General features: G+C 59.4%; 25 protein-coding genes and 4 tRNA genes. 3 read left to right on the top strand and 26 right to left on the bottom strand.

All coding sequences use genetic code 11. From position 1 onward, the window contains the following. Positions 1-12 precede the first annotated feature (12 nt). From nuoF to B8746_RS10770, 20 genes are all read right to left on the bottom strand, one after another. The gene (gene nuoF / locus B8746_RS10865; protein ID WP_084393701.1) at positions 13-1317 is read right to left on the bottom strand and encodes an NADH-quinone oxidoreductase subunit NuoF; all 1305 of its coding nucleotides are present in this window, start codon (positions 1315-1317) and stop codon (positions 13-15) included. Next, positions 1317-2444: an NADH-quinone oxidoreductase subunit NuoE gene (gene nuoE / locus B8746_RS10860; protein WP_084393700.1), complete on the bottom strand. Its 1128-nt coding sequence runs from the start codon at positions 2442-2444 to the stop codon at positions 1317-1319. Before nuoE ends, nuoF begins: the two co-directional genes overlap by 1 nt. Beyond that, positions 2444-3643 carry an NADH-quinone oxidoreductase subunit D gene (locus B8746_RS10855; protein WP_084393699.1) on the bottom strand — a complete coding sequence of 400 codons (1200 nt, stop codon included), beginning with the start codon at positions 3641-3643 and terminating at the stop codon, positions 2444-2446. The genes nuoE and B8746_RS10855 overlap by 1 nt, the downstream gene beginning before the upstream one ends. Further along, positions 3636-4253, bottom strand: coding sequence for an NADH-quinone oxidoreductase subunit C (locus B8746_RS10850; RefSeq protein WP_084394212.1), 618 nt, complete (start codon positions 4251-4253; stop codon positions 3636-3638). The genes B8746_RS10855 and B8746_RS10850 overlap by 8 nt, the downstream gene beginning before the upstream one ends. An 18-nt stretch (positions 4254-4271) precedes the next feature. Next, positions 4272-4871 carry a NuoB/complex I 20 kDa subunit family protein gene (locus tag B8746_RS10845; RefSeq protein ID WP_188657370.1) on the bottom strand — a complete coding sequence of 200 codons (600 nt, stop codon included), beginning with the start codon at positions 4869-4871 and terminating at the stop codon, positions 4272-4274. Next, positions 4841-5215: an NADH-quinone oxidoreductase subunit A gene (locus tag B8746_RS10840; protein WP_084393697.1), complete on the bottom strand. Its 375-nt coding sequence runs from the start codon at positions 5213-5215 to the stop codon at positions 4841-4843. The genes B8746_RS10845 and B8746_RS10840 overlap by 31 nt, the downstream gene beginning before the upstream one ends. A gap of 194 nt (positions 5216-5409) precedes the next feature. Further along, positions 5410-5484: transfer RNA gene (locus tag B8746_RS10835), tRNA-Phe, on the bottom strand. A gap of 87 nt (positions 5485-5571) precedes the next feature. Then, entirely contained in the window at positions 5572-6816 is a 1245-nt protein-coding gene (locus B8746_RS10830) for a pyridoxal phosphate-dependent decarboxylase family protein (protein WP_084393696.1), read from the bottom strand. 43 nt (positions 6817-6859) lie between these two features. Further along, a tRNA-Arg gene (locus tag B8746_RS10825) sits at positions 6860-6936 on the bottom strand. A gap of 12 nt (positions 6937-6948) precedes the next feature. Next, a complete protein-coding gene (locus B8746_RS10820; RefSeq protein WP_084393695.1) occupies positions 6949-7254 on the bottom strand; it encodes an ETC complex I subunit in 306 nt (101 codons plus the stop codon). Positions 7255-7284: 30 nt separating this feature from the next. Then, positions 7285-7361 (bottom strand) — tRNA-Pro (locus tag B8746_RS10815). A gap of 45 nt (positions 7362-7406) precedes the next feature. Further along, on the bottom strand, positions 7407-7841 hold the full coding sequence (locus B8746_RS10810; protein ID WP_084393694.1) for a PaaI family thioesterase: 435 nt from the start codon (positions 7839-7841) through the stop codon (positions 7407-7409). Further along, the gene (locus B8746_RS10805; RefSeq protein ID WP_095380880.1) at positions 7831-8289 is read right to left on the bottom strand and encodes a DUF192 domain-containing protein; all 459 of its coding nucleotides are present in this window, start codon (positions 8287-8289) and stop codon (positions 7831-7833) included. The genes B8746_RS10810 and B8746_RS10805 overlap by 11 nt, the downstream gene beginning before the upstream one ends. A 52-nt stretch (positions 8290-8341) precedes the next feature. Continuing rightward, positions 8342-8815: a cold-shock protein gene (locus tag B8746_RS10800; protein WP_233124168.1), complete on the bottom strand. Its 474-nt coding sequence runs from the start codon at positions 8813-8815 to the stop codon at positions 8342-8344. Positions 8816-8959: 144 nt separating this feature from the next. Beyond that, positions 8960-9034: transfer RNA gene (locus B8746_RS10795), tRNA-Glu, on the bottom strand. Positions 9035-9111: 77 nt separating this feature from the next. Next, the gene (gene recJ / locus B8746_RS10790; RefSeq protein ID WP_084393691.1) at positions 9112-10896 is read right to left on the bottom strand and encodes a single-stranded-DNA-specific exonuclease RecJ; all 1785 of its coding nucleotides are present in this window, start codon (positions 10894-10896) and stop codon (positions 9112-9114) included. Positions 10897-10900: 4 nt separating this feature from the next. Then, on the bottom strand, positions 10901-11857 hold the full coding sequence (glpX, locus tag B8746_RS10785; RefSeq protein WP_084393690.1) for a class II fructose-bisphosphatase: 957 nt from the start codon (positions 11855-11857) through the stop codon (positions 10901-10903). Between the two features lie 37 nt (positions 11858-11894). Then, the gene (locus tag B8746_RS10780) at positions 11895-13181 is read right to left on the bottom strand and encodes a homoserine dehydrogenase (protein WP_084393689.1); all 1287 of its coding nucleotides are present in this window, start codon (positions 13179-13181) and stop codon (positions 11895-11897) included. A 25-nt stretch (positions 13182-13206) separates the two neighbouring features. Continuing rightward, positions 13207-14406: an LL-diaminopimelate aminotransferase gene (locus tag B8746_RS10775; RefSeq protein WP_084393688.1), complete on the bottom strand. Its 1200-nt coding sequence runs from the start codon at positions 14404-14406 to the stop codon at positions 13207-13209. Positions 14407-14447: 41 nt separating this feature from the next. Continuing rightward, positions 14448-14798 (bottom strand): hypothetical protein, encoded by a 351-nt coding sequence (locus tag B8746_RS10770; protein ID WP_143434582.1) that lies wholly within the window; start codon positions 14796-14798, stop codon positions 14448-14450. Positions 14799-14952: 154 nt separating this feature from the next. Between B8746_RS10770 and B8746_RS10765 the strand changes: the two genes are divergently transcribed. Continuing rightward, positions 14953-17142, top strand: a complete 2190-nt coding sequence (locus B8746_RS10765) for a class I poly(R)-hydroxyalkanoic acid synthase (protein ID WP_084393686.1) — start codon at positions 14953-14955, stop codon at positions 17140-17142. Here B8746_RS10765 and argC read toward each other — a convergent pair. From argC to rplM, 3 genes are all read right to left on the bottom strand, one after another. Beyond that, positions 17100-18143, bottom strand: a complete 1044-nt coding sequence (gene argC, locus B8746_RS10760; protein ID WP_084393685.1) for an N-acetyl-gamma-glutamyl-phosphate reductase — start codon at positions 18141-18143, stop codon at positions 17100-17102. The two genes, B8746_RS10765 and argC, sit on opposite strands and share 43 nt — an antisense overlap. Before the next feature lie 90 nt (positions 18144-18233). Continuing rightward, positions 18234-18719 (bottom strand): 30S ribosomal protein S9, encoded by a 486-nt coding sequence (gene rpsI, locus B8746_RS10755; RefSeq protein WP_084393684.1) that lies wholly within the window; start codon positions 18717-18719, stop codon positions 18234-18236. Between the two features lie 5 nt (positions 18720-18724). Then, the gene (rplM, locus tag B8746_RS10750; protein WP_084393683.1) at positions 18725-19189 is read right to left on the bottom strand and encodes a 50S ribosomal protein L13; all 465 of its coding nucleotides are present in this window, start codon (positions 19187-19189) and stop codon (positions 18725-18727) included. Positions 19190-19225: 36 nt separating this feature from the next. Between rplM and B8746_RS10745 the strand changes: the two genes are divergently transcribed. Further along, entirely contained in the window at positions 19226-20245 is a 1020-nt protein-coding gene (locus B8746_RS10745) for a hypothetical protein (RefSeq protein ID WP_084393682.1), read from the top strand. On the opposite strand, the gene B8746_RS10740 is transcribed toward B8746_RS10745, so the two are convergent. After that, positions 20205-21245, bottom strand: a complete 1041-nt coding sequence (locus B8746_RS10740) for a COX15/CtaA family protein (RefSeq protein WP_084393681.1) — start codon at positions 21243-21245, stop codon at positions 20205-20207. The genes B8746_RS10745 and B8746_RS10740 overlap by 41 nt on opposite strands. A gap of 87 nt (positions 21246-21332) precedes the next feature. Here B8746_RS10740 and B8746_RS10735 point away from each other — a divergent pair, with 87 nt between their 5' ends. Then, positions 21333-21539, top strand: a complete 207-nt coding sequence (locus B8746_RS10735; RefSeq protein WP_084393680.1) for a DUF2842 domain-containing protein — start codon at positions 21333-21335, stop codon at positions 21537-21539. Here the strand turns inward: B8746_RS10735 and B8746_RS10730 are convergent. Next, positions 21530-22432 (bottom strand): phosphatidylserine decarboxylase, encoded by a 903-nt coding sequence (locus B8746_RS10730; RefSeq protein ID WP_143434581.1) that lies wholly within the window; start codon positions 22430-22432, stop codon positions 21530-21532. The genes B8746_RS10735 and B8746_RS10730 overlap by 10 nt on opposite strands. A gap of 12 nt (positions 22433-22444) precedes the next feature. After that, positions 22445-24292 carry an ABCB family ABC transporter ATP-binding protein/permease gene (locus B8746_RS10725; protein ID WP_084393678.1) on the bottom strand — a complete coding sequence of 616 codons (1848 nt, stop codon included), beginning with the start codon at positions 24290-24292 and terminating at the stop codon, positions 22445-22447. Positions 24293-24349 lie beyond the last annotated feature (57 nt).

The following is a 24349-nucleotide window of genomic DNA, read 5'->3' as shown; positions in this document are numbered from 1 at the left end:
CCCTGTTTCCCTCTACTCAGCCGCCACAACAGCGCCCTGAACCAGCGCACGCGGCGCCCGGTACTGGGTGATGCGGTCTTCGATTTCGTGGCGGAAGTGGCGGATGAGGCCCTGCACCGGCCAGGCCGCCGCATCGCCAAGCGCACAAATCGTGTGTCCCTCAATCTGCGTTGAGACATCCAGCAGCATGTCGATTTCATTGTGCTCAGCTTCGCCTTTGGCCATGCGTTCCAGCACACGCCACATCCAGCCCGTACCTTCACGGCACGGCGTGCACTGACCGCAGCTTTCATGCTTGTAGAAGTATGAGATGCGAGCAATTGCCTTGATCAGGTCGGTCGACTTGTCCATCACGATCACGGCCGCAGTACCAAGGCCTGACTTCAGGTCTCGCAGCGTGTCGAAATCCATATAAGCGTCCATGATCTGTTCGGCCGGCACCATTGGCACCGATGAACCACCCGGGATGACAGCCTTGAGATTGTCCCAGCCACCGCGAATGCCGCCGCAATGGGTATCGATCAGATCCTTGAACGTGATCGACATCTCTTCTTCGACATTGCACGGCTTGTTCACATGGCCGGAGATGCAGAACAGTTTGGTGCCCGTATTGTTCGGACGGCCAAAGCCGGCAAACCATTCGGCGCCGCGGCGCAGGATGGTCGGTGCGACCGCAATAGATTCAACGTTGTTGACCGTTGTCGGGCAGCCATAGAGACCCGCATTTGCCGGAAATGGCGGCTTCAGGCGCGGCTGGCCTTTCTTGCCTTCGAGGCTTTCGAGCAGCGCTGTTTCTTCGCCGCAGATATAGGCCCCTGCCCCGTGATGGACGTAGAGATCGAAATCCCAGCCATTCTTGTTGTTCTTGCCGATCAGGCCAGCCTCATAGGCTTCCCTGACGGCCTTCTCGAGCGCCTCGCGCTCCGCGATGTATTCGCCGCGCAGATAAACGTAGCAGGCATGTGCCCGCATCGCATAGGATGCGATCATGCAGCCTTCGATCAGCAGGTGCGGATCGTGGCGCATAATTTCACGGTCCTTGCAGGTGCCCGGTTCCGATTCGTCGGCGTTCACGACGAGGTAATGCGGGCGATCGCGCACCTCTTTCGGCATGAAGGTCCACTTCAGGCCTGTCGGGAAGCCAGCACCGCCGCGCCCGCGAAGACCGGATGCCTTGATCTGGTCGCAGATCCATTCCGGCGTCTGCTGAAGCATTTCCCGCGTCAGGTGCCACGCGCCCCGCTTCTTTGCCTCTTCAAGGCCGGGCGAATGCACGCCGTAGAGATTGGTAAAGATCCGATCCTTGTCCTGTAGCATCAGTTCCCGCCCTCTTCCTGGCTCGATTCAACATCGCCCGCATCGACGCGTCTGGAGAACTCGGTGTCCTCGCCAGCGGCCAGCGCCTTGGCCTGACCAATCCAGTCCTCGCGCGAAATACGGCCGCGAAATGCGAGGTAGCCCTCGACCCATTTGACGTTCTCGTCGCTCCAGGCTGCAATCTGCGCGAACTTGTAGATGCCAAGCTCGTTGAGCTGGTCCTCATTCTTGGGGCCGATACCCTTGATGCGCTTGAGATTGTCTTCTTCGCCGGCCGTCACGGACGCCGCTTCAGGCCGGTCACCTTCGATTTCGGGCACCTCAGCGGAGCCAGCCTTTTCAGCGTTGTCCTGCTCAACCACCTTGCTGTCGGCCTTGACCTCTTGCTTGGTCGGCTCTTCGCGGTCGACATTTGTCGGCGCGGGCCGGTCGGGCTTGCCAGCAGCTTCGGCAGGCGGCTCTTCGCTTTTGGTCGCTTCGGGCAGGTTCGGAATTCTGGCGATACTGTTGCGGCTGCCGTCATAGCAGGCATCGTCCTTCAGGGACGTCACGCCGCCTTCCGGCGCGCTATTGATCCGGTCGACAAATGTTCCGGGCGCCACGTCAACCCCGTTGGAGAGCTTGCCGAGGATCTCCTCGAAGCTTTCTGGCGTGAGATCTTCGTAATAATAGTCGTTGATCTGGACCATGGGTGCATTCACGCACGCGCCGAGGCACTCAACTTCTTCCCAGGACAGGCGGCCATCATCGGTAACCGCCATCTTCTTGCCGATCTTCTTCTCGCAGACTTTCTTGAGGTCATTCGCCCCGCGCAGCATGCAGGGCGTCGTCCCGCAAAGCTGGATATGGTGTTTTCCGACCGGCTGGAGGCGGAACATCGTATAGAAGGTCGCGACTTCGTAGACGCGGATATACGGCATTTCGAGCCGGTCCGCGACTTCGCGCATGGCAGGTTCGGACAGCCAGCCAGCATTGTCCTTCTGGGCCAGCCAGAGCAGCGGGATCACCGCCGAACGCTTCTTGTCCTCGGGATACTTGCCGAGCCAGAACGCAATGGTCGGCTCAGTTTCCGGCTTGAAGGCAAAGCTGTCGCCGCCGGCTTCAATATCAAATCGGCGCAGGGCCATTAGCGGTCAATCTCCCCAAACACGATATCCAGCGAGCCCAGAATGGCCGAAACGTCTGCGAGCATGTGGCCTTTGCAGAGGTGGTCCATGGCCGCTAGATGCGGATAGCCTGGCGCGCGAATCTTGGCGCGGTAAGGCCGATTGGTCCCATCAGAGACCAGATAGACGCCGAACTCGCCCTTCGGCGCTTCCACGGCCGCGTATACTTCACCTTCCGGCACGTGGAAGCCTTCGGTGTAGAGCTTGAAATGATGGATCAGCGCTTCCATGGAGCGCTTCATGTCGCCGCGGCGCGGCGGTGAAACCTTCGATCCCGCAAGCAGGACCTCGCCTGTCGGCATGTTTTCAATGCACCATTTCATAATGTCATTGGCGATGAGCATCTCATCCATGCGGCAGACATAACGGTCGTAATTGTCGCCATTATTGCCGACCACGACCTTGAAGACATCGCCCGGAATTTCGTCATAGATTTCATAGGGCTGCGAGCGGCGCAGGTCCCATGGGAGACCGGAGCCGCGAACCATCACGCCGGAAAATCCCCATTCCATGATCGTCTTCTCGTCAACGACGCCGATATCGACATTGCGCTGCTTGAAGATGCGGTTCTCGGTGATCAGGCCTTCAATATGCGCAATCGCTATCGGGAACTCATCACAGAAGGTCATGATGTCATCAATCAGATCCTGAGGCAGGTCCTGGTGTACACCGCCCGGCCGGAAATAGGCCGAGTGCATGCGTGAGCCGGACGCGCGCTCATAGAATCCCATCAGCTTTTCGCGCTCCTCAAAGCCCCAGGTAATCGGAGCGAGCGCACCGCAGTCCATGGCCTGCGTGGTGATGTTCAGCATGTGAGAAAGGATGCGGCCCATCTCCGAGTACAAAACCCGGATGAACTTTGCACGGCGTGGCACTTCAAGGCCCAGCAGGCGTTCGATCGCAAGGCACCAGGCATGCTCCTGGTTCATCGGCGCCACATAATCGAGCCGATCGAAATAAGGCAGGCCCTGCAGGTAGGTCTTGTATTCCAGCAGCTTTTCAGTGCCGCGGTGCAAGAGACCGATATGGCTGTCGATCCGGTCCACGACCTCGCCATCCAGGTCCATGATCATGCGCAGCACACCGTGAGCCGCAGGATGCTGCGGCCCGAAATTCAGTGTGAACTTGCGCTCGTCAACAGGCGTTGCGTCATCAGCCATCTGCCTGCTCCTTCTCAGCCTTCTCGTCGCCGGGAAGTTCTTTGGTCATGCCTTCCCATGGCGAGAGGAAATCGAAATTCCGGTATTCCTGCACCAGCGTTACAGGCTCGTTCACGACGCGCTTTTCAAGGTCGTCATAGCGGACTTCGGTGAAGCCGGTGAGCGGGAAATCCTTGCGCAGCGGATAGCCCTCAAAACCATAATCGGTGAGAATACGGCGCAGGTCTGGATGACCAGAAAAGCGGATACCGTACATGTCGAACGCTTCGCGCTCAAACCAGTCCGCACTCGGATGCAGGTCGATCAGGCTTGGAACAGGCGTCGCCTCATTCGTCGCAATCTTCACCCGGATACGCTGATTCAACCGCATGGAGAGGAAGTGATAGACGACGTCAAAGCGCTGATTGCGCTCCGGCCAGTCGACCCCGCAAATATCAATCAGGGTCTCGAAGACGCACTGATTGTCATCCTTCAGGAACTTCGCGAGTTTCAGGATCGAATCGCGCTCGGCAATAATGGTCAGCTCGCCATGCCGCACATAAAATTCCTTCACGGAATCAGCGCATTCGCCACCGATATGGGCGCCGAGATCTTTCAGGGCTTCAGACATGTCTTTCATCCCTCTCGCCTATCGCTCGATCGAGCCTTCGCGGCGGATCTTCTTCTGCAATTGCAGCATGCCGTAGACCAATGCTTCAGCTGTCGGAGGACAGCCGGGAACATAGATATCCACCGGCACGATCCGGTCACAGCCGCGCACGACCGAATACGAATAATGGTAGTAGCCGCCACCATTCGCACACGAGCCCATCGACACGACGTAACGCGGCTCAGGCATCTGGTCGTAGACCTTGCGAAGCGCCGGCGCCATCTTGTTGGTCAGCGTTCCCGCCACGATCATCACATCGGACTGGCGGGGTGACCCACGCGGCGCCATGCCAAACCGCTCAAGATCATAGCGCGGATTGCCCGCCTGCATCATCTCGACAGCGCAGCAGGCCAGACCGAACGTCATCCACATCAGCGAGCCGGTGCGCGCCCATGCGATCAGGTCATCCGCCGCGGCGGTAAAATAGCCCTTGTCGGCGAGGTGGTCGGACAGACCAGCGAAAAACGGATCATCGGCGCGAACCTGATGACCGCCCTCAACGCCGGCGCGGCCTGCGCCTAGTGCATATGGCTTGTAATCGTCGGCCATTATTCCCACTCCAGCGCGCCGCGGCGCCATTCATAAATAAAGCCTACAGTCAGGACCCCGAGGAACACGACCATCGACCAGAAGCCAAAGACCCCGATCGTTCCGAGGCTGACAGCCCAAGGGAACAGAAAGGCGACTTCCAGGTCGAAGATGATGAACAGGATCGAGACCAGGTAAAATCGAACATCGAATTTCATGCGCGCGTCGTCGAATGCGTTGAAACCGCACTCATATGCCGAATTCTTCTCAGGGTCGGGATTCGACGGCGCAAGTATTGCTGCACCGATGATGAAAAGCAGCGACAGGATCACGCCCAGCCCCAGAAACAGAATGACGGGCAGATAGTCGAGTGCGAACCGTTCGATTTCTGTCATCTCAGATCAACTCCCGAGAGCTAGCGGCTGAAAGCGCCGGACTAGGACGCTTTCACCGGAATGGCAACAGGCCAGCTTCACCCTTTATAACGGTTTCAACACAGGATTTCGCGTCTGCAGCATGCGGCGTGGTGACACGCATGCCCCGGCGCCTGCCGCTAACCTGACCAGCAACACAGATGTCGAAAGGAAAATGGTGCCCGGGGGCGGATTTGAACCACCGACACGCGGATTTTCAATCCGCTGCTCTACCCCTGAGCTACCCGGGCGGGCCGTGGGGAAACGGCGTCATAGCCCTGCTGAGAGGCCTTGTCCAATCCCCTTTTTGAAGTTTTTGCAGCAAGCCCCGCCAGTCCTCAGCTATAGCGCGCGTCCACCGGCTTTTTCTTTGCCGCTTCGCCGTTCCGAACCGCGTTGCAAGCCTGGCCCAAATCGGCAAGATAGTCATCGGCAACGTCTGCATGCTTGGGTGAGAGCATGAGATGAAGGCTCGGCGGTTCCTTTGTGACTGAGGTAAACCAGCCGCGCCGGTAGATTTCACCATAAATCGCGAATGCGTGCAGTTCGGGATGCCGAAACGCCATCAAGCCCAGCATCGGGTTGCCGAGCACTTCAAAGCCAAGCGCCTTTACGCCGTCCTCGATCTTTTCACGCGTTGCGCAAACCCTGCCCTGAAGATGGCAATACCCCTCTTCGCCGAGATAATTCATAACCGCCCACGCTGCCGAAATGGCCCCCCCGGGGCGCGTGCCGGCCAGCGTCGGTGTCTTCATCGGCGCCCCCGACCAGCCCGCAAGATCAAACGGCATGTGGGAGTAGAGCTCTTCTGACCGGAACAGGACCGTCGACGCACCTTTGGCGGCGTAGCCATATTTATGCAGGTCCGCGCTCATCGAATGAACGGCCGGGAGCTCGAAGTCAAAAGCAGGCACCGGCAGGCCATTCATCCGCGCGAAGGGCGCGAAATAACCGCCAACGCACGCATCGACATGAAGCCAGACACCGCGCTTTTCAGCCACCGCTGCGAGCTCTTCAATCGGGTCGATGATTCCGTGAGGAAAGTTGGGCGCTGAACCGACCACCATCACGGTCGAGGAATCACAGGCCTCTCCCATGGCGGATGCGTCTGCTTCATAGGAACCGTCCTGCTTCAACGCAATCCTGCGGACCTCGATGTCCATGAGGTGCGCGGCCTTGTCGAAGGCAAGGTGCGCCGATTGGGGCAGCACGATATTCCCCGCCCCGTCCAGCTTGCCGCACGCACGAGCGCAATCACGCGCCGCTTTCAGCGCCATCGTTATCGAATCAGTCCCGCCCGATGTAATCGCGCCGGTCGCGCCCTCAGGCCCATGCAGCAGGCCGAGCGCCATGGAAATGACGTCCTTCTCCATCTGCGCCAGCGACGGAAACGCCAGCGGACCAAGCCCATTTTCCGACATGAAGGCCGCATAGGCCTGCTTCTGCACCTCGGCGATGTCTTCACCCGCATTGAAGACGTACACCGCCGTCTTTCCGTCACGCCATTTGGCATCCTTTGAGCCACGCGACAGCATCTCTGCTTCGATGTCGGGCCACGGCCGTCCTCGTTCTGGCAATTTCATGCGTCACTCCTCCTGCCTCGGAGGATAACCAAACAACCGGCAATGGCGACCCCTACAGGACTTGAACCTGTAACCGTCGGATTAGAAGTCCGGTGCTCTATCCAGTTGAGCTAAGGGGCCGGAAGCGGACGCCTAGTGGGTCCAGGGTTGTTTGCGATTGGCGGAAAAGTTTTCCGAATAGGATTTCACGAGGCGCTTGGGTTCTCTCGGCTCTTCGACTGTGAAGGTGATCTTCTCGCGTTTGGCATAGTCGATCGCCTGCTCGCGTGTCTCGAAATGCAGGCGCACCTGCCCCGTCGTGTCGTTGATGCTCGTCCAGCCCATCAGAGGATCAGAGAAGCGCGCGTCTTCGGAGCGGAATTCCAGAACCCATTCCTGGGTCTTTGCGCGGCCGGACTGCATGGCAGATTTTCTGGGCTTGAAGATGCGAGCGTCCATTAAAAGCCTCCGGCTTGTCCGGTTAACCGATGGTCGGAGCGAGAGGATTCGAACCTCCGACCCCCTGATCCCAAATCAGGTGCGCTACCAGGCTGCGCCACGCTCCGACATCGGACGCCCCTTCTATGCAGGGCTTTCGCGTTGAGCAAGCCCTATTTGGCTGTGCGGCGCAGTGATCTGAATGTTGCGTCTGCGCGGGCGCCCAACTTTTCCCCATCAATGAGCAGATCTGCGCAGACATGGACGATTCCGTCCTCGGAAGACACGACCACGGGATGTGCCTCCAGCCAGGTACCGGGACGAATCGTATCGAAGTAACTGATTGTCAGTTTCAACGTCACGGACATCTTGCGGGTGGCATCCCATACTGCCCACGCCAACGCCCCATCTGCAAAGGAACTCACCATGCCGCCATGCATGAAGCCCATGCTGTTGCAGTGGCGTTCAAGGACACGAATACCGCTCCGCAGGTCACCGGGCGCGGTAGCGCGGTAGACTGGTCCGTTATGAGTGGTGAAGGGTCCGCGCGACTTGGACCGTTCAAACCCCGCGGGAACGTCCGCCTCGACAGCGGACTCAGCCGGCATCAGTCTGGAAGATCGGGTGATTGACCGTATCGCCGGGCTCTATACCCAGCTCCGCCGCCCTGCCACCATTGATCTCGAGCACGCCTTTCACCGGCATGCCAGGACTGATCGTGCGCCGCGATCCTGGAACAGTGTTACGTGCGATCATCTGGATGGTGCCGTCACTCGAAACAAACAGCATGTCGAGTGGAATAAGCGTATTCTTCATCCACATCGAAGGCTCGCGAGGATTGCCGAAGTCGAACAGCATTCCTGCATCCGGATCCAGCGATTCGCGCTCCATGAGGCCGAAAGAGATTTCTTCTGGTTCGTCAGCAATCTCTATCGAAAAGGCATGCGTTTGCTCGCCAGTATCAATAGTCAGATTGCCGGTCTCGAGGGACTGTGAAAGGGCGCACAGCGGCAGCGCTGCAGCCGCCGCAATCAGATAAGACAGTCTGTTTCTCATGAAGGTCATCTAGCGCCTCGCGCCTGGCGCCGCAACACAATTGGTGCGATGCCTACTTCGCCTGCACACTGGTTACATGGGCCCCTTTGGGGCCCACTTCTACCGTCGCATCGAGAATCGTTCCTGTCTCCGTGGTCTCGATACCCGCACGCCGCAGGACGGAGATGTGCAGGAATATATCATCGGGATCATTCGGCCGGTTCACAAACCCGAATCCCTTCGTGTTGTTGAACCATTTGACAATGACCGTCTCTGGCTCAGGAGCAATCCCCTGTTCCTTGGCTATAACGGCCTTGGGACGATCCATCTCCAGGATGTGCTCGACCTGCCATCCCCGGTCACCGCGGACAGCGTCGCATACAATGCGCGCGCCCTCATCGGCATAAGGCTCACCAAATGTGCGCAGACAGGAAATGTGCAGCATGACATCAGCATTGAGCGAAGCTTCGCTCACAGAGGCGGGAACGATGAAACCATAGCCCTTGGCAACATCGAACCATTTGACGTGGCCAATTACCCTGACCATCGCAGAAGGTTCCGGTGTCTCATGTTTTGAATTTACAGCCGTCATTTATTATCAACCCCAATGACAAAGAGTAGGTAAGCAACCTTCCAAAGTCATCCCTTTTTGGGAGACTTATTCACTATAAAAGCGAGAATGTTGCGAAACTGGCACTCCCTAGGGGAATCGAACCCCTCTTTCCAGGTTGAAAACCTGGCGTCCTAACCGATAGACGAAGGGAGCGCTCGGTTGGAAGGCGTGCGTATAGCGGGGCTTTACGGGCTGTTCAAGTCGCCTTTCAGCACCAAGACCAGTTTTTGTCAGTTATCTCCCGTTTCAGCAGCATCAATCAGCTCAAACTGGGCCCGCCGACGGCCATTCCATTCATCCGCCTTCAAACGCCCGGCCACGTGCAACATCCTTCCGGCGAACAGCGCCTGGCCAATTTCCATGTCCGCTGTGCGCCAGGATACGCATTCGACCCTGCCGGTCGGATCCTCCGCATAAAAGCGGACATGATTCTGTCCGATCCGGCGCGCCGACACAGGTTTGATCCTCTGCATTGCGAAGACCGGCTGCGGAGCCCCCTGCCCGAACGGCCCGAGCGTCTCAAGCTGATCGAAAAATTCCGGCGTGACCGCTCCCGGCGAAACCACCGCATCAATGTCCAGCCGTCGCGCCTCGGCACGTTCCTCAGCAAACTGGTCCATATGCTCCACTATCCACCGGTCGAAGGCGTCGATCCCTTCAGGGTCGACGCTGAGCCCTCCAGCCATCGCGTGCCCACCACCTGACAGCAACACCCCTTCCCTCGCCGCCATGGATATCGCGTCGCCGATATTCACGCCCTTGACCGACCGGGCTGATCCCTTCGCGACCGGTCCGAGATCATCGCCCCAGCCAATCACGATCGTCGGCAGATGGAAGCGGTCCTTGATCCGGCCTGCAACGATACCGATCACGCCGGGATGCCAGCCCTCTCCCGAAGCGATGATCACGCCGCGATCCGGATTCGCTTCAATCTGCTTTTCAGCCTGGTTCGTCGCGGCTTCGAGAATCGCCGCCTCGACGGCCTTGCGTTCGTCATTGAGGCCGTGCAACCGTTCGGCCAGCTCAATCGCCTCCTGGCGGTCATCCGTCGCCAGCAGCTTTGCAGCCAGCCACGGATCGCCAATCCGGCCGCCAGCGTTCAGCCGCGGCCCGAGTACGAAGGTGGCATGATACACCGACTCGATCGCGCCGATCCCAGCCACATCTGCGAGCGCTCTCAGTCCCGTATTCGTGCTGCGGGCCATGATCTTGAGCCCCTGGCGCACGAAGGCCCGGTTGGCATCGCGAAGCGGTGACATGTCGCAAAGCGTGCCGAGCGCGCACAGGTCGAGCCACGGAATGATATTCGGCAATCCGCCCTCGGGGGCTACACCTCTTTCCCTGGCCACCCTGTTCAGCGCAGCCAGCAGGACAAACACGACACCAGCTGCAGCAAGGTGCCCATAGCCCGAACGGTCGTCAGGCCGATTCGGATTGACCAGCGCCGCCGTCACCGGCAGTTCCTTGCCCATCAGGTGGTGGTCGACGACAATCACCGGCAGGCCAATCCGCGCCGCTTCTTGGAGTGCGGGCGTTGCCGCCGCGCCGCAATCAACCGTGATGACGAGGTCTGCGCCCTGATCCTTCAGGTATCGAAATGCCGCCGGAGACGGCCCATAGCCCTCTGTCAGACGGTCCGGCACATAGAGGCCAAGCTCCCGCCCCCAGGAACGGAAATACCGCGCCAGGAGCGCAGAGGACGTTCCGCCATCCACATCATAATCGGCAAAGACCGTAACCTTGCGGCCATCCAGCAGAGCATCGACAATCAGCGTCGCCGCTTTCTCCATGTCCTGGAATGTCGACGGGTCCGGAAACAGGTCTTTCAGCGTCGGCTCCAGAAACGAGCTGACCGTTTCGGGTGTCACATTCCGGCTGACCAGAAGACGGGCCAGAATGTCGGGCACCCCAGCACTCTGCGACATTCTTCGGACCGCAGCTTCATCGGTGGGCTGGAGCGTCCAGAAGCGTCCGGACAGCGAGTCCGAAACGCTGTAGAGGCAGTCCTCCCCCATGCCGTCAGGCCGAGCGGTGGCGGGACGTAATCTTGCGGACCATGCCGTCAGCCGAGCTCATGACCAAAGTGTCGGTAACTGTTACGCCCTTGCCGACGACGACACCGTCAACCAGGCCGCCCTTCGTCACGCCTGTCGCGCAGAACACGGTTTCGCCGCTTGCCAGCTCGCTCAGTGCGTACTTCTTGTCGAAATCAGTAATGCCGACCCGGCTGGCACGGCCACGTTCGTCTTCATTGCGGAAGACAAGACGCCCCTGCATCTGTCCGCCAACGCACTTCAGCGCCGCAGCCGCAAGCACACCCTCAGGCGCACCGCCCTGACCGACATACAGGTCGATTCCGGTATCGGAGTTGGTCGTGTTGATGACGCCTGCGACGTCGCCGTCAGAGATCAGGCAGATACGTGCACCGACACTCCGCAGGCTTTCAATGATATCAGCATGGCGAGGACGGTCGAGCACACACGCCGTCATGTCTTCAACCGGTTTCCCAGCGACCTTCGCCATGGCCGTGATGTTGGCGGCAGGCGTCTCATCAAGGTCAACGACGCCTTCGGGATAGCCCGGACCAATCGCAATCTTGTCCATATAGGTGTCCGGCGCATGCAGCAGGCCGCCGCGCGGCGAAATCGCAAGGACAGCGAGCGCATTTGCCATCGCCTTGGCGGTCAGCGTAGTGCCCTCAAGCGGGTCGAGGGCAATGTCGATTGCTGGACCATTACCTGTGCCGACCTCTTCACCGATATACAGCATCGGCGCTTCATCACGTTCGCCCTCACCGATGACGATTCGTCCCTGGAAGTCGACAGAGTTGAAGGCCCGCCGCATGGCATCGACCGCCGCTTGGTCAGCGGCCTTCTCATCGCCTCGGCCAACCATTTTGTGAGCCGCAATTGCAGCGATCTCGGTGACGCGAACCATTGCGTCGGAAAGGTGCGGTACCAGAACACTATCAGACATCTATCTTCTTACTCGGCCATGCAGACGGCCGGCCCTTCTAGTCAGTTGAAGCCTCGATCGCCATGATCTGCGGCTGCCCTATATTCGAATCCAGAGCACGCAGGCGCTCCCTGGCTTGCTCAATCTCACTGCGCGCGCACACATGCGTCACGATTGCGACCGGCGCGGCACCGTTTTCATCTGCAGAATCTTGCAGCAACTTGTCGACGGACACGCCACTCTCGGCGAGCGCTTCAGTCAGCTCCGCAAGCGCCCCAGCCCGGTCAGCCAGCCGGACACGCAAGAAGAATGCCGATTTCTCGTCGCTCTCTGCATAAACGAATGCGCGCACATCATGGTGGTCAGCGCGGCCAAATGCCGGACGCGCAATCGGATTGAAGAGTTTGGCGACGTCCCCCATCACCGCACTTGCGGTTGGCCCAGGTCCGGCGCCCGGACCGGTGAGTGTGACCGCGCCCAGCGGCTCACCCTCTACCCTGACCGTATTCAGGCTACCGTTCACTCGCGCCAACGGATGACCGACAGGCAGTGCCATGGGTTCGACCCGGCAGACAACACCATCATTCGTGATCTTGCCTTCAGTGATCAGCTTGATGCGCAGGCCAAGCCGGTCGGCAAGATCGAGATCCAGCAATTCGACCTCATCGACGCCCCGCACGGACACCTTGGAGAAATCTAGATCAGCCGAGAACGCTATCGCGGCGAGAATGGCTGCCTTGTGCGCCGCGTCCATGCCGGACACATCTAATGTCGGATCAGACTCCGCATATCCAAGCCGCTGCGCTTCGGCCAGCACCACTTCATACGGCCGCCGCGTTGTCAGCATTTCAGTGGTGAGGAAGTTACAGGTCCCGTTCAGGATGCCCGTCACCCGCCGGACATCAACACCGGCCAGCGAATCTCTGAGCACACGGACGACCGGTACGCCGCCAGCAACGGCGGCCTCGAACAAAAGGTCTACGCCGTTCTCACGCGCTAGCTCGGCGAGTTCCTGACCATGCATCGCTATCAGCGCCTTATTGGCCGTGATCACGGCCTTGCCTGATTTCAGCGCCGTTTCAACCGCCACCTTTGCGGGGCCATCCGAGCCGCCAATCAGCTCAACGAACACATTGATGCCATCGTCTGCAGCGAGCTTGGCGGCGTCATCGAACCATTCATAGCCATCGGTCGAAACCGGCCGGTTGCGAGAGCGATTGCGCGCCGTCACGCCGGCGACCTCTACCCTTCCAGGCAGCCGAAGAGAGTCCTGGCGCTGAACGAGATCGATCAGCCCGCACCCAACATGGCCCAGGCCGGCGATACCGAGCTTTAGTGTTTTCAAACCCAGACCCTCCGGTGCGACTTAACTAGACGGCGCACCTGCTATCAGCTTCCTTCGTGAGAAGAAACCGTTTGATGTTGCGAGCGGCCTGTCGAATGCGCTGTTCGTTCTCAACCAGGGCAATTCTGACAAATCCGTCACCACGTTCCCCAAATCCTGCCCCCGGCGCCACCGCGACGCTGGCCTCATTGATCAGCTGCAATGAAAACTCAAGGCTTCCCATGTGCCTGCACGATTCCGGAATGGGCGCCCAGCAGAACATGGAAGCCGACGGCACGGGAATTTTCCAGCCCGCACGGCCAAAGCTCTCGATAAGCGTGTCACGCCGCGACCGATAAATCTGCCGCATCTCTTCCACGCAATCCTGCGGGCCGTCGAGTGCGGCGCAGGCCGCTACCTGGATTGGTGTGTAGGCGCCATAATCGAGATACGACTTGACCCGGCCAAGCGCGCCAATCAGCCGTTCATTGCCTGCGGCAAACCCGATCCTCCAGCCTGCCATGGAATAGGTCTTGGACATGGTCGTCGTCTCGACGGCAATATCCTTTGCGCCATTGACCTGAAGGATCGAGGGCGGCGGATCGTCGAAATAGATCTCGTTATAAGCCAGATCCGACAGCACCCACAGGCCATGCTTTTTCGCGATCTTCACGGCCTCCTTGTAGAAGTCGAGATCAGCAACAGCCGCGGTCGGATTTGACGGATAGCAGAGCACCATCGCCGTTGGCGGCGGGACGCTGTACTGAATCGCGTTGGCAATGTTCTGGAGGTACTGCTCAGGTGTCTGGGCAGGTACGCCGCGAATGGACGCTCCAGCAATGATGAAGCCAAATGAGTGTAGTGGATAGGACGGATCCGGCGCGAGGATCACATCACCCGGCGCGGATATCGCCTGCGCAAGGTTGGCAAATCCCTCCTTGGAGCCCAGCGTCACGATGACTTCCCGGTCCTTGTCGAGCTCCACATCAAAGCGGCGCTTGTAATAATTGACGAGCGAACGACGCAGCCCCGGAATTCCTCTGGAGGCCGAATATCCGTTTACGTCAGGTTTGCGGGCCGTTTCGCAGAGTTTGTCGACGATATGTTTGGGCGTCGGCAAGTCGGGGTTTCCCATGCCAAGATCAATGATATCCGCGCCTTGCGCTCGCAGGGCCGCCTTCTTGCGGTTCACCTGTTCGAACACGTAAGGAGGAAGTCGTCTGATCTTGTAAAACTCGCCCGACATGGGCCTCTACTCCTGCTTGGAATTGCCTAAAGGGAAGACGCCTAACGGCGCGCTCGCGGCCGGTCAAATAGCGATTTCAAGCGCGCAATGTCCGCATCGGACAGAAAGCTGGCCTGCGTGAGCTGCTGATCCACGCGTGCACGCAGCTGCCGGCTCCAGGCGAGGATCTCCTCAGGCGTCTGGTCGGCAGGCGCTGAGCGCGGGTCTTCCTCGAATGCAGTAAGCAGCGCGTTCTGCTCTTCTCGGGAAAGCACCATGGCGGCCTGCTGACGACGATAGGTGGTATTCTGCGGAATGTTCGCAAGACTCGGATAGCCTTCGCCGGCGAGCTCCGTCTTGCGCGCCTCATACCAATCGGGCGCGACCTCTCGAATATCGGAGATTTTGTCCATCGAACCGGCACAACCGGTCAGAAGGACACCGAAAAAGAGCAAAAAAGGCCGCATACCGTGAAATTACCGCACGTCTTCATGATTCTCGAAACGTTTCTTCCCTATACGTGTTCGTGTAGAATGGCGAGAATAAGGTGATGAAAAGCCTAAACACATGGCAGATAGAGAAAATCGCAGTCTGAACGAAATCCTGGCGGAGCAGTCGCCAGCCCAGTTGCAGGCGATTGGAATTTCGCTTGCAGAAGCCGCCGCTGAATCGCAGGCGCTTCTCACTGAAGTGATGTCCAGCAGCCGTCCGCGAATCAAGTCGTCCGAGAAAAGTGATCCGTTCGGCATGATGGGCGCCTATGGGCGTCTCGGCCAGTCCCTTGCCACGAACCCTCAGGCCCTGATCAACGCCAACATCGAATTATGGATGGGCTGGGTGAACCTCTGGAAGGATTTCACGCTCGGCGAGGTCAGCGAATCTCGCGATCGCCGCTTCTCCGATCCTGATTGGTCGGCAAACCCCGCCTTTGAGTTCATGCGCAAGGCCTATGAGCTGAATTCAAGCTGGATGCTCTCCCTGCTCGACTCCGCCAGCGAACTGACCACGGCCGAGAAGCGCAAGGCACAATTCTACACTCGCCAGACCATTGATGCGCTTTCGCCCAGCAATTTCTTTGCGACCAATCCCGCAGCATTGAAGGCCATGGTGGAATCCGGCGGCCAGAGCCTGGTCGATGGGCTGCGCAATGCACGTGCCGACATCAAGAAAGGCCACGGCCGGCTGTCCATCAGCCAGACAGACGAGACACCTTTCGAGGTGGGCGTGAACGTCGCCACTGCACCCGGCAAAGTCGTCTTCCGCAACAAGCTGATCGAACTCCTCCAGTTCGAACCGACCACCGAGAAGGTGCACGCCCGCCCGCTTCTGATCTTCCCGCCATGGATCAACAAATATTACATTCTCGACCTTCGCGAAGAGAACTCGATGATCCGCTGGCTGGTCAGCCAGGGACTGACTGTCTTCGTTGTATCGTGGCGGTCCGCCGATGAGGTCACGCGCGACTACACCTGGGATGATTATATCGAACAGGGCGTCATGGCGGCGACGCATGAAGTCCTCGCTCGTACCGGAAGCGATGATCTCAACGCTGTGGGCTATTGCATTGGCGGCACTCTCCTCACAGGTGCCCTCGCTCACATGGCCAAGAAGAATGACAGGCGCATCGCCTCGGCCACATTCTTCGCGTCCCAGTCTGACTTTTCCGACGCCGGTGACCTCATGGTGTTCACCGATGAAGAGTCCCGGCGCAACATTGACGAAGTCATCAAGGTCAATAATGGCATCATGCCCGGCGAAATGATGGGCGACACTTTCAACTGGCTTCGGCCGGTAGACCTTGTCTGGCGCTATGTCGTTGACAATTACATGCTAGGCAAGAAGCCGCGCCCATTCGACCTTCTGTACTGGAATGCTGATCAGACAAACATTCCCGGCAGGACTCACCATACCTACCTGAATGACCTTTACGGCGAGAACAAGCTGAGCAACGGCCTTTTCAAGGTGCTGGGAGAGAACATATCCATGAAGGATATCGAGATTCCGGTGACCATTCAGGCAAGCCGCGAAGACCATATCTGCCCCTGGCACTCCATCTATCGCGGTGCCCAGCGCTATGGCGGAGACGTGAATTTCATTCTCGCCGGATCCGGACATATCGCTGGCGTGGTAAATCATCCGAATGCGGAGAAATACCAACACTGGACCAACAATTCGCTCCCCGGCACACCCGAAGCATGGCTGGCCGACGCGAAAGAAACCAAAGGCTCTTGGTGGCCAACCTGGTGGACCTGGCTCAAGCCGAAATCCGGCCCATTGAAGGCCGCAGAGCCCGTCGCAGATGCTGGCCTCGGCAATGCCCCCGGCAGCTATGTAAAGATGCGCCTTGATGCGATTGCAGCCGGTGAAAAGCCGTCGGATCAATACTCCAGACCTTCGGCGATCACGTCAAAACCTGCATCGGTGCCAGAGCCGAAAAAGCCAACTGCCACCCAGTCTGCGAAGACGACCAGCGCGGCGCCGAAAAAAACACCAGCGAAGCGCGCTGCGGCGGCCAAGAAGACACCGGCTACCCGCACTAAATCCAAGGCGAAAGCCAATGGTGCGGCGAAGCCGAAGACGGCTGCCTCGAGCAAGTCGACGTCTGCGACAAAGAAGACGGCATCCACGAAGTCAGCCACCGCCAGGAAACCAGCGGCGGCGAAATCAAAAACACCATCAAAGTCTTCGGCCGCCAGGAAGACTTCGACCAAGCGTCAGGGAAAGAGCGGCACCAGCACGTCGAGGCCTAAAGCCTGATCCCATCCCATCATGAGATTGAGATTCTGGATCGCCTGACCGCTTGAGCCTTTGACCAGATTGTCGATCACGCCGATCACGATCACGCGGCCCTTTACGCGGTCCGGATAGACAGCGATGCGGCAATCGTTTGTCCCGCGCACATGACGTGTGTCCGGGGGTGGGGAGCCGAGTGGCAGCACTGTGACGAATGGCTGATTCGCATAGGCCGCCTCCAGCGCGGCCTGGACGTCGTGGACATCCCCGCGCAGATGGCAGGTCACATGTTCGCCCCGCGCCATCGGAAGAAGGTGCGGCGTGAACGTCACTTCGATGTCACTCTTCCCAGCGCGAAGGTTCAGCTCCTGCTCGATTTCCGGCGTATGGCGGTGCGTCCCGACACCATAGGCATGGGTGCCCTCTGTCACTTCGCAGAAGAGATTACCTTCCTTAAGGCCCCTTCCCGCACCGGACGCGCCGGACTTTGCATCGATGATGATCGAATCGGTATCGATGATCAGCGGTGACATGAGCGGCAGTAAGACCATCAGGATCGCCGTCGGATAGCACCCCGGGCAGGCGACGAGGTCGGCCCCCTTCAATGATTCGGCTGCGTGCTCGCTCAACCCGTATATGGCACTGGCGGTCCGCTCCGGCGCAATGTGCTCGCGGCCATAGGCCTTTGAATAGGCAACCGGGTCACGAAAACGATAATCCGATGACAGGTCTACAATTTTCACATTGGACGGCAATGTCTCGATCAGATCCTGGCTGGTACCGTGTGGCAGACAGCCGAACGCAACATCTATCTCATCCCAGCGAACATCTTCTGCCTTGATGACGTCGAGGTCACCGCGTCCGCCAAGGTGCGGAAAAATGCTGGAGAGCTTCTGCCCAGCCAGCGCATTTCCGGTGGCGGCAACAGCCTCAACATGAGGATGGTTCCGCAGGAGGCGGACCGTTTCCGCGCCGGTATAGCCCGACGCGCCAAGAACGGCGGCTTTCAAAGTTTTCTGTGTCATGGGGCTCTCCTCTCACGCCTCGGCGCAAAGAAAAAGGGCGCTCCCCGAAAAGAAGCGCCCCGTTCCAAAATTCTGTTTTGAAATCGCGTCTTAGCGCTTCGAGAACTGGAAGCTGCGGCGTGCTTTTGCACGGCCATACTTCTTGCGCTCGACGGTACGCGGGTCGCGGGTCATGAAGCCGAACGGCTTCAGCACGCTGCGCAGGCCTGGCTCATAGTTGACAAGCGCGCGGGCAATGCCGTGACGCACAGCGCCGGCCTGACCAGACAGGCCAGAGCCCTTGACGGTGCAGATCACGTCAAACTGGGTGCGGCGGTCAGCTTCGACGAGCGGCTGTTCGATGACCATGCGCAGAACCGGACGAGCAAAATACTGCTCCTGATCCTTGCCGTTCACAGTGATCTTGCCAGTGCCCGGCTTGATCCAGACGCGAGCTGTAGCCGACTTGCGGCGACCGGTGCCGTAGGCGCGGCCGAGATCGTCGATCTTCGGTTCAGCGGCAACGACTTCCGTCTCTGCTGCTTCACCGCCGGTCACGGTTTTCAGGTCTTCAAGAGAATTTGCAGTGTCAGACATGATACTTAGTCGGCTCTCTGATTCTTGGCATTCATCGACGCGAAGTCGACGGCTTCAGGCTTCTGGGCTTCGTGCGGATGCTCGGCGCCGGCATAGACGCGAAGCTTCGAGTACTGCGCTTTCGCAAGCGGGCTCTCGCCCGGCATCATGCGCTTTACAGCAAGCTCGATGGCACGCTCTGGGAAACGGCCCGACAGGATCTTCCCGGCAGTGGTTTCCTTGATCCCGCCCGGATAGCCCGTATGGCGGTAATAGGTCTTGTCGCGGAGCTTGTTTCCGGTGAAACGAGCCTTTTCAGCATTGATCACGACGACATGGTCGCCGGTGTCGATGTGCGGCGTGTAATCAGCACGGTGCTTGCCCCGCAGGCGTTTGGCGACATATGAAGCAAGGCGACCGACAACGACATCCGTCGCATCGATAACGATCCACTTGTTCTCCACGTCAGCTGGTGCGTTATAAGTCTTCATTGCTCCTCGGGAGCCTCTCAATCGGAGTGTTGGAATATGTTCAAGCGCCCGCGTTTAAGCGCGCAGACCTTCCCTGTCAACGCAGGGATCGCCGGTTTCCTGCTTTTCTATGCCGCGTCCTGCAGTGGACCGCAAGAGCCAGAACCGGAACAGCCAGCCATAGAGGAAAACAGCAGCTCCGAACAGCCGGTTGAGCCTGAGTCCGCCGCGGATACGCTTCCCGCCGTCTGGTCCACGGATGCGCTGGATTTCCCGGTTCGAAGTCTGGGCATTGCGGGCGGCGCGAGCTCGACCTTTGCAGTCGCCTATGAAGGGGGTGGCTTGCAGATTTTCGACTTCAATGCCGACCGCGTCACCAATGTAACCGATACGGATGTCGTGGCGCTGGCGGAGGGCCGATATGCCATGCTGTCCGGCACGCCGGTCACGTTCTTCCCCGGCATTGACAGCGACGGCGATATCACCGTCTGGATCCACGGCGGCAATCTGCGCGAGGCCATTCCATACGAGTTGCAGATCAGTCAGTCCGGCCGCGCTGAAGGGCTCTGTGCCGCGCCCCCTGCTCCCGGATCAGAAGCGCTGCACAGGCTGGCCTACTGGACGGCCGGATCAACCACACTGCTGGTCGGAGAAATCAATGAGAGTGATGGCGAACTCGCCTGGTCTTCTGTCGAAGACATCGAAACCGGACAATTGATCGGGGCCTGCACCTTCACTTTTGCCGGCATAGAGGTTTATGGCGACTCCATCGCGGAGTCGTCGAACCTGCGCCATAGGGGCCGCGAAACGCTTCTCACATTGTCTGAGGCCGGCGGGCTCAGCGTTCTGTTCGGCGACGGGGAGGAGCAGGCCTTCGACATCACTCCGGGCATTACGGTCCGGGTCCCCGACATGTTCACCTCGCTGGCCGCAACGGGTGATCCGCGAGGCGGAGGTTACCCGGATGGACTGATCATTCTGGGCGGCACTATCGGCAATAGCGACCATCGCGCCATCCTTGTAGATCCAAAGCGGATCACGGCATCCTCAATCCCGATCCCGCCGGGCGGCCGGTAAGCCAGACGAAGCGCACGGCGGCAACAAAGAGCACAACGCCGAGCGCCTGATGGATGATAGCCAGGCCAAGTGGGGCGCTGCTGACCAACGTCAGAATGCCCCACGCGGCCTGAGCCGTCACCAGGACGGCCATCGTGCCCGTTTCCCGCCACCCGTCCTTGCCGCGCATCAGGGCGATTCCCGCCAATGCGACAAACCAGATCAGATAGGCGATCATGCGATGGTTGAACTGGGTTGCGGCTCGCCCCTCAAAAAGGCTGCGAATGCCCAGTTCGGCGGGCATGTAGGATGACGGAATAAACTCACCCGACATAAGCGGCCAGTCATTATAGGTCCGCCCCGCATCGAGCCCGGCCACAAGGGCGCCGCTCGCCATCTGCACTGAAATCAGCACGAGAAGAACTATCGCGAGCCATCGACCAGCAGGCCCAATCGAGAGACGTTCCTTCTTGCCGATATCCAGCCACAGCCACGCCGTGTAGCCGATAATTACCAGCGCCAGCACGAAATGTGTCGCCAGACGGTATGGCGCGACATCAAGCCGGTCTGTCTCGCCGATGCCGCTCGACACCATCCACCAGCCGATTGCTCCCTGAAGCCCGCCCAGCGCGATCAGCGCGAGAAGATGCATCGCCAGCGTGCCCCCGATCCATTTCCGGATGGCAAAGACCGTAAATCCGCCAACGGCGATCAGCCCGATCAGTCGCCCGAACAGGCGATGCCCCCATTCCCACCAGTAAATGTACTGAAACTCGGCCAGCGTCATATTGTAGTTCTGCTGCTGGAACTCCGCAGTCTGCTTGTACTTGGAAAATTCGCTCGCCCAGGCGTCCGCGCCGAACGGGGGAAGCGCGCCGCTGATCAGGTCCCATTCGGTAATCGACAGACCGGAATCGGTCAACCGCGTCATCCCGCCAATCAGGATCATGGCGTACACCATGAGCCCTATCAGGATCAGCCAGCGGCGCACCCAAAGCGTCGCAGTTTCGGTCTTTGCCATTTGTCTCATGGCTCTCTATCTGACTGCAGACGCCTGACAGGCAAGCCGCCATGGCGTCGCATGTGCAGCTGCAAAGGACTATCGACCATGAGAAAGATTGTCACCGGCCTGGTGTTGCTCGCTTTCATCGCACTCTGGATCTTCCTTGCCGGCACGATCGGCTCATGGCTCGCCACAAAGAATGACTGGCTGCAGCTTGGCTTCTACATCTTCGCCGGCGTGGCGTGGATCATTCCGCTTCGTCCCCTGCTGCGCTGGATGAACCGGGCAGAGCCTCCATCCGATCAGGTCTGATCGTCCTCGCCGGATAACTTGCTGGCTTCGCGGCGCAGGCGAGCAAACATTTCAGCCGGGTCCTCTGGCTTGGCCGATTTTGCCTTCACTTCCTCTTCGACGTCCTCGGCCACCTCCGGCGGTGTGGTATCCGGCGTCGCCAAATAGTCAGCATCGAGTTCGGTCGGTTCCTCTTCTTCGACGACGTCAGGTTCCGGCACTGCCGCTACTGCTCCATATCGCCAGATGGCTGTCTCGCCGCCAACGAGTGTCCGACCGGGCTCGACCTGCGGCGCCCCGCCCAATGGAACATAAACATCACACCATCCGCCCAAGCGTCGCGTCGCTATGGTCTTGCCAGCAGGCACGTGGTCTCCGGCATCCGCCTTTGATACCAGTCGCGGGCCCAGACCGCCCGTCGCGACCCGCATGCCGACCTTTCCGATGGCTCCGGTCAGGCTGAAATACAACACTTCAAGGCCCGGCGTGTCCGGCCGCAGCGCTGCAAAGTTTTCCGCGGCGCCCATCTCCCGCTCCGTGTGTTCGATCGCCCCTTCAGTCACCGCGTGAATATTGTTCGCTGCAAACGGAGACGAAGAAATCCGGATTCGTCTGTGTGGCCCGACCAGGCCGAGTGGCTCCGGCGGGTCCGCCTCTTCAATCGAGACCACTGCGCCGTCGCAGGGCGCCAGGATCAAGGCCCCGTCTTCAGGGCTGACCCGTTCTGCCGTCCGCGTCGCGAAGAGAATTACGACGCCTGGAATGAAGCCGATCCAGAATAGCGGCCCCCACAACATGCCGAGCAGGATGCCGATAAGCCAGCCAGCGAGAAAACCCACAATCCCTTCAAGATCGAACCCACTCTGCAACCAGGGCAGCGAGCGCTCAGTCATCGGTTTTCCACGTTTAGCCATGCGAACCCCTTTCTATTCGGCGACGGCGGCGAGTTCATCGCGCGCAATCTGGCGCTCCCACATACGGGCATAGGCGCCATCCTGTTGCATCAACTTAGCATGAGAGCCACGTTCAACGATACGTCCAGCTTCCAGCACGATGATTTCATCAGCGTTCTGCACGGTCGACAGCCGGTGCGCGACCATCAGCGTGGTGCGCCCCCGAGATGCTTCGTCCAGTGCCTCCTGCACCGCAGCTTCGGTCGCACTGTCCAGCGCAGACGTCGCTTCGTCCAGCACCAGAACAGCAGGGTCGGCGAGGATCACCCGCGCGATACCGACGCGCTGTTTCTCACCGCCTGAAAGCTTCAGCCCCCGTTCGCCGACACGCGTGTCCCAACCTTCCGGCAGTGCCTCTATGAAAGGCAGGAGCTGTGCGCGTCTCGCCGCATCGCGAAGATCATCGAGCGTCGCATCCGGTCGTGCATAGGAGAGGTTGGCGCGGATCGTGTCATTGAAAAGGACGACATCCTGCGGCACGAGTCCCAGCGCGCCGCGCAGCGATGCCTGTTTCAGGCCGCGCACATCAATGCCGTCAACCTTCACCGCCCCGCCTTCGACGTCGTAGAAGCGGAAAAGCAGCTTCAGCAGCGTCGACTTGCCGGCGCCGGATGTACCCACGAACGCAATCTTGCGACCGGGCTCCACTGTGAACGAGATGTCCTGTACACCGACAGCCCGGCCATCGTGCGTGAAGGAAACCTTGTCGAATACGACCCGCCCCTCTGGCTGCTCGAGCTCGCGCGCATTCGGTGCGTCGGCAACTTCCGGCTTCATGTTCAGAAGGCCGTGCAGCTTTTCAAGGTCCACCGCGCCCTGTTTGATTTCCCGCCATGCCCAGCCAAGAATATTCAGCGGCGCATAAAGGCTCAGCAGCACCATCATCACGGCGGTGAGGTCACCGATCTCCATCGTGCCCTGCTTGTAGTTCCAGGCCGACAGCGCGAGCACGGCCAGCAGCCCAGCATTCATCACGAAAGCCTGGACACCATTGAGCAGGTACATGCTGCGAACCGCCTCAACATAGCGCTTGTTGTAGCGTTGCATCGCGCCATCATACCGAAGCGTCTCGCGCTCTTCGGCGGCAAACGCCTTCACGGTTTCGAAGTTCGTCAGCGTGTCGATGGAAACGGCGCGCAGCTCTGTGTCCGCCTTGTTCATCCGCCGCCGCTGGCGCACGCGCCACTCTGTAATCACCACGGTCGCGATGACGTAGATGACGATTGTAACCACTGCGATCAGCGACAGACGATAATCGTAAGCGACACCGAGCGCAATCGACGCCAGCGCCAACCGGACGAATGTCGGCCCGATATTGAAGGCCAGGAACCGGATCAGGTAGTCAATCGCGCTGGCACCGCGCTCGATGACGCGATTGAGCGCGCCGGACCGCCGCGTCTGATGAAAGCCGAGCGAGAGCGATTGCGCGTGCCCAAAAGCGTCCACGCACGCGATTCGTTGCGCATCCTGGCTGACAGGACTGAACAGTGCATCTCGCGCCTGAGGCAGCGCCGCTGCAAGAAAGCGCAGGCCGATAGCCAGTGCGATCCACAAGACGGCAACCGTGAGCGTCGCCGCGCCAGTCCCTTCAGCCGCAACCTTGTTGATCGCATCGCCGAGAATGATCGGAGAGACCACTTCAAGAACCGCAGCCGCCAGCGTGAGTATGATTGCGACAAGCATGACTGGCCGCCATTTTGACAGTTCCGGGCGCGCCAGCAGTTTCAGGATCCGCACTATGGCACCGCCGAGGCCGCCATCCGCGCTTTCGATCTGGTCCTTGTCCGACTGCGTCGTGTGTGTGTCACTCATTTGCGCCATATGGGGAGGAAACCAGTTTCGAACAGGGCAGCTCTGGTGCGAATCTGCCCAAGCCAT

It is taken from the genome of Henriciella pelagia, assembly GCF_002088945.1.
In the GTDB taxonomy this organism is placed as follows: domain Bacteria; phylum Pseudomonadota; class Alphaproteobacteria; order Caulobacterales; family Hyphomonadaceae; genus Henriciella; species Henriciella pelagia.
Note: the sequence above shows the minus strand (reverse complement) of the source record. Positions and strands in the feature narration are given on the sequence as shown.

What these genes read in the sequence shown, in the direction of transcription:
- nuoF (WP_084393701.1), bottom strand. Translation starts at nt 1,317, where the DNA reads ATGCTACAGGACAAGGATCGGATCTTTACCAATCTCTACGGCGTGCAT.
- nuoE (WP_084393700.1), bottom strand. Translation starts at nt 2,444, where the DNA reads ATGGCCCTGCGCCGATTTGATATTGAAGCCGGCGGCGACAGCTTTGCC.
- B8746_RS10855 (WP_084393699.1), bottom strand. Translation starts at nt 3,643, where the DNA reads ATGGCTGATGACGCAACGCCTGTTGACGAGCGCAAGTTCACACTGAAT.
- B8746_RS10850 (WP_084394212.1), bottom strand. Translation starts at nt 4,253, where the DNA reads ATGTCTGAAGCCCTGAAAGATCTCGGCGCCCATATCGGTGGCGAATGC.
- B8746_RS10845 (WP_188657370.1), bottom strand. Translation starts at nt 4,871, where the DNA reads ATGGCGCCGCGGCGCGCTGGAGTGGGAATAATGGCCGACGATTACAAG.
- B8746_RS10840 (WP_084393697.1), bottom strand. Translation starts at nt 5,215, where the DNA reads ATGACAGAAATCGAACGGTTCGCACTCGACTATCTGCCCGTCATTCTG.
- B8746_RS10830 (WP_084393696.1), bottom strand. Translation starts at nt 6,816, where the DNA reads ATGAAATTGCCAGAACGAGGACGGCCGTGGCCCGACATCGAAGCAGAG.
- B8746_RS10820 (WP_084393695.1), bottom strand. Translation starts at nt 7,254, where the DNA reads ATGGACGCTCGCATCTTCAAGCCCAGAAAATCTGCCATGCAGTCCGGC.
- B8746_RS10810 (WP_084393694.1), bottom strand. Translation starts at nt 7,841, where the DNA reads ATGCCGGCTGAGTCCGCTGTCGAGGCGGACGTTCCCGCGGGGTTTGAA.
- B8746_RS10805 (WP_095380880.1), bottom strand. Translation starts at nt 8,289, where the DNA reads ATGAGAAACAGACTGTCTTATCTGATTGCGGCGGCTGCAGCGCTGCCG.
- B8746_RS10800 (WP_233124168.1), bottom strand. Translation starts at nt 8,815, where the DNA reads ATGGTCAGGGTAATTGGCCACGTCAAATGGTTCGATGTTGCCAAGGGC.
- recJ (WP_084393691.1), bottom strand. Translation starts at nt 10,896, where the DNA reads ATGGGGGAGGACTGCCTCTACAGCGTTTCGGACTCGCTGTCCGGACGC.
- glpX (WP_084393690.1), bottom strand. Translation starts at nt 11,857, where the DNA reads ATGTCTGATAGTGTTCTGGTACCGCACCTTTCCGACGCAATGGTTCGC.
- B8746_RS10775 (WP_084393688.1), bottom strand. Translation starts at nt 14,406, where the DNA reads ATGTCGGGCGAGTTTTACAAGATCAGACGACTTCCTCCTTACGTGTTC.
- B8746_RS10770 (WP_143434582.1), bottom strand. Translation starts at nt 14,798, where the DNA reads ATGGACAAAATCTCCGATATTCGAGAGGTCGCGCCCGATTGGTATGAG.
- B8746_RS10765 (WP_084393686.1), top strand. Translation starts at nt 14,953, where the DNA reads ATGGCAGATAGAGAAAATCGCAGTCTGAACGAAATCCTGGCGGAGCAG.
- argC (WP_084393685.1), bottom strand. Translation starts at nt 18,143, where the DNA reads ATGACACAGAAAACTTTGAAAGCCGCCGTTCTTGGCGCGTCGGGCTAT.
- rpsI (WP_084393684.1), bottom strand. Translation starts at nt 18,719, where the DNA reads ATGTCTGACACTGCAAATTCTCTTGAAGACCTGAAAACCGTGACCGGC.
- rplM (WP_084393683.1), bottom strand. Translation starts at nt 19,189, where the DNA reads ATGAAGACTTATAACGCACCAGCTGACGTGGAGAACAAGTGGATCGTT.
- B8746_RS10745 (WP_084393682.1), top strand. Translation starts at nt 19,226, where the DNA reads ATGTTCAAGCGCCCGCGTTTAAGCGCGCAGACCTTCCCTGTCAACGCA.
- B8746_RS10740 (WP_084393681.1), bottom strand. Translation starts at nt 21,245, where the DNA reads ATGGCAAAGACCGAAACTGCGACGCTTTGGGTGCGCCGCTGGCTGATC.
- B8746_RS10735 (WP_084393680.1), top strand. Translation starts at nt 21,333, where the DNA reads ATGAGAAAGATTGTCACCGGCCTGGTGTTGCTCGCTTTCATCGCACTC.
- B8746_RS10730 (WP_143434581.1), bottom strand. Translation starts at nt 22,432, where the DNA reads ATGGCTAAACGTGGAAAACCGATGACTGAGCGCTCGCTGCCCTGGTTG.
- B8746_RS10725 (WP_084393678.1), bottom strand. Translation starts at nt 24,292, where the DNA reads ATGGCGCAAATGAGTGACACACACACGACGCAGTCGGACAAGGACCAG.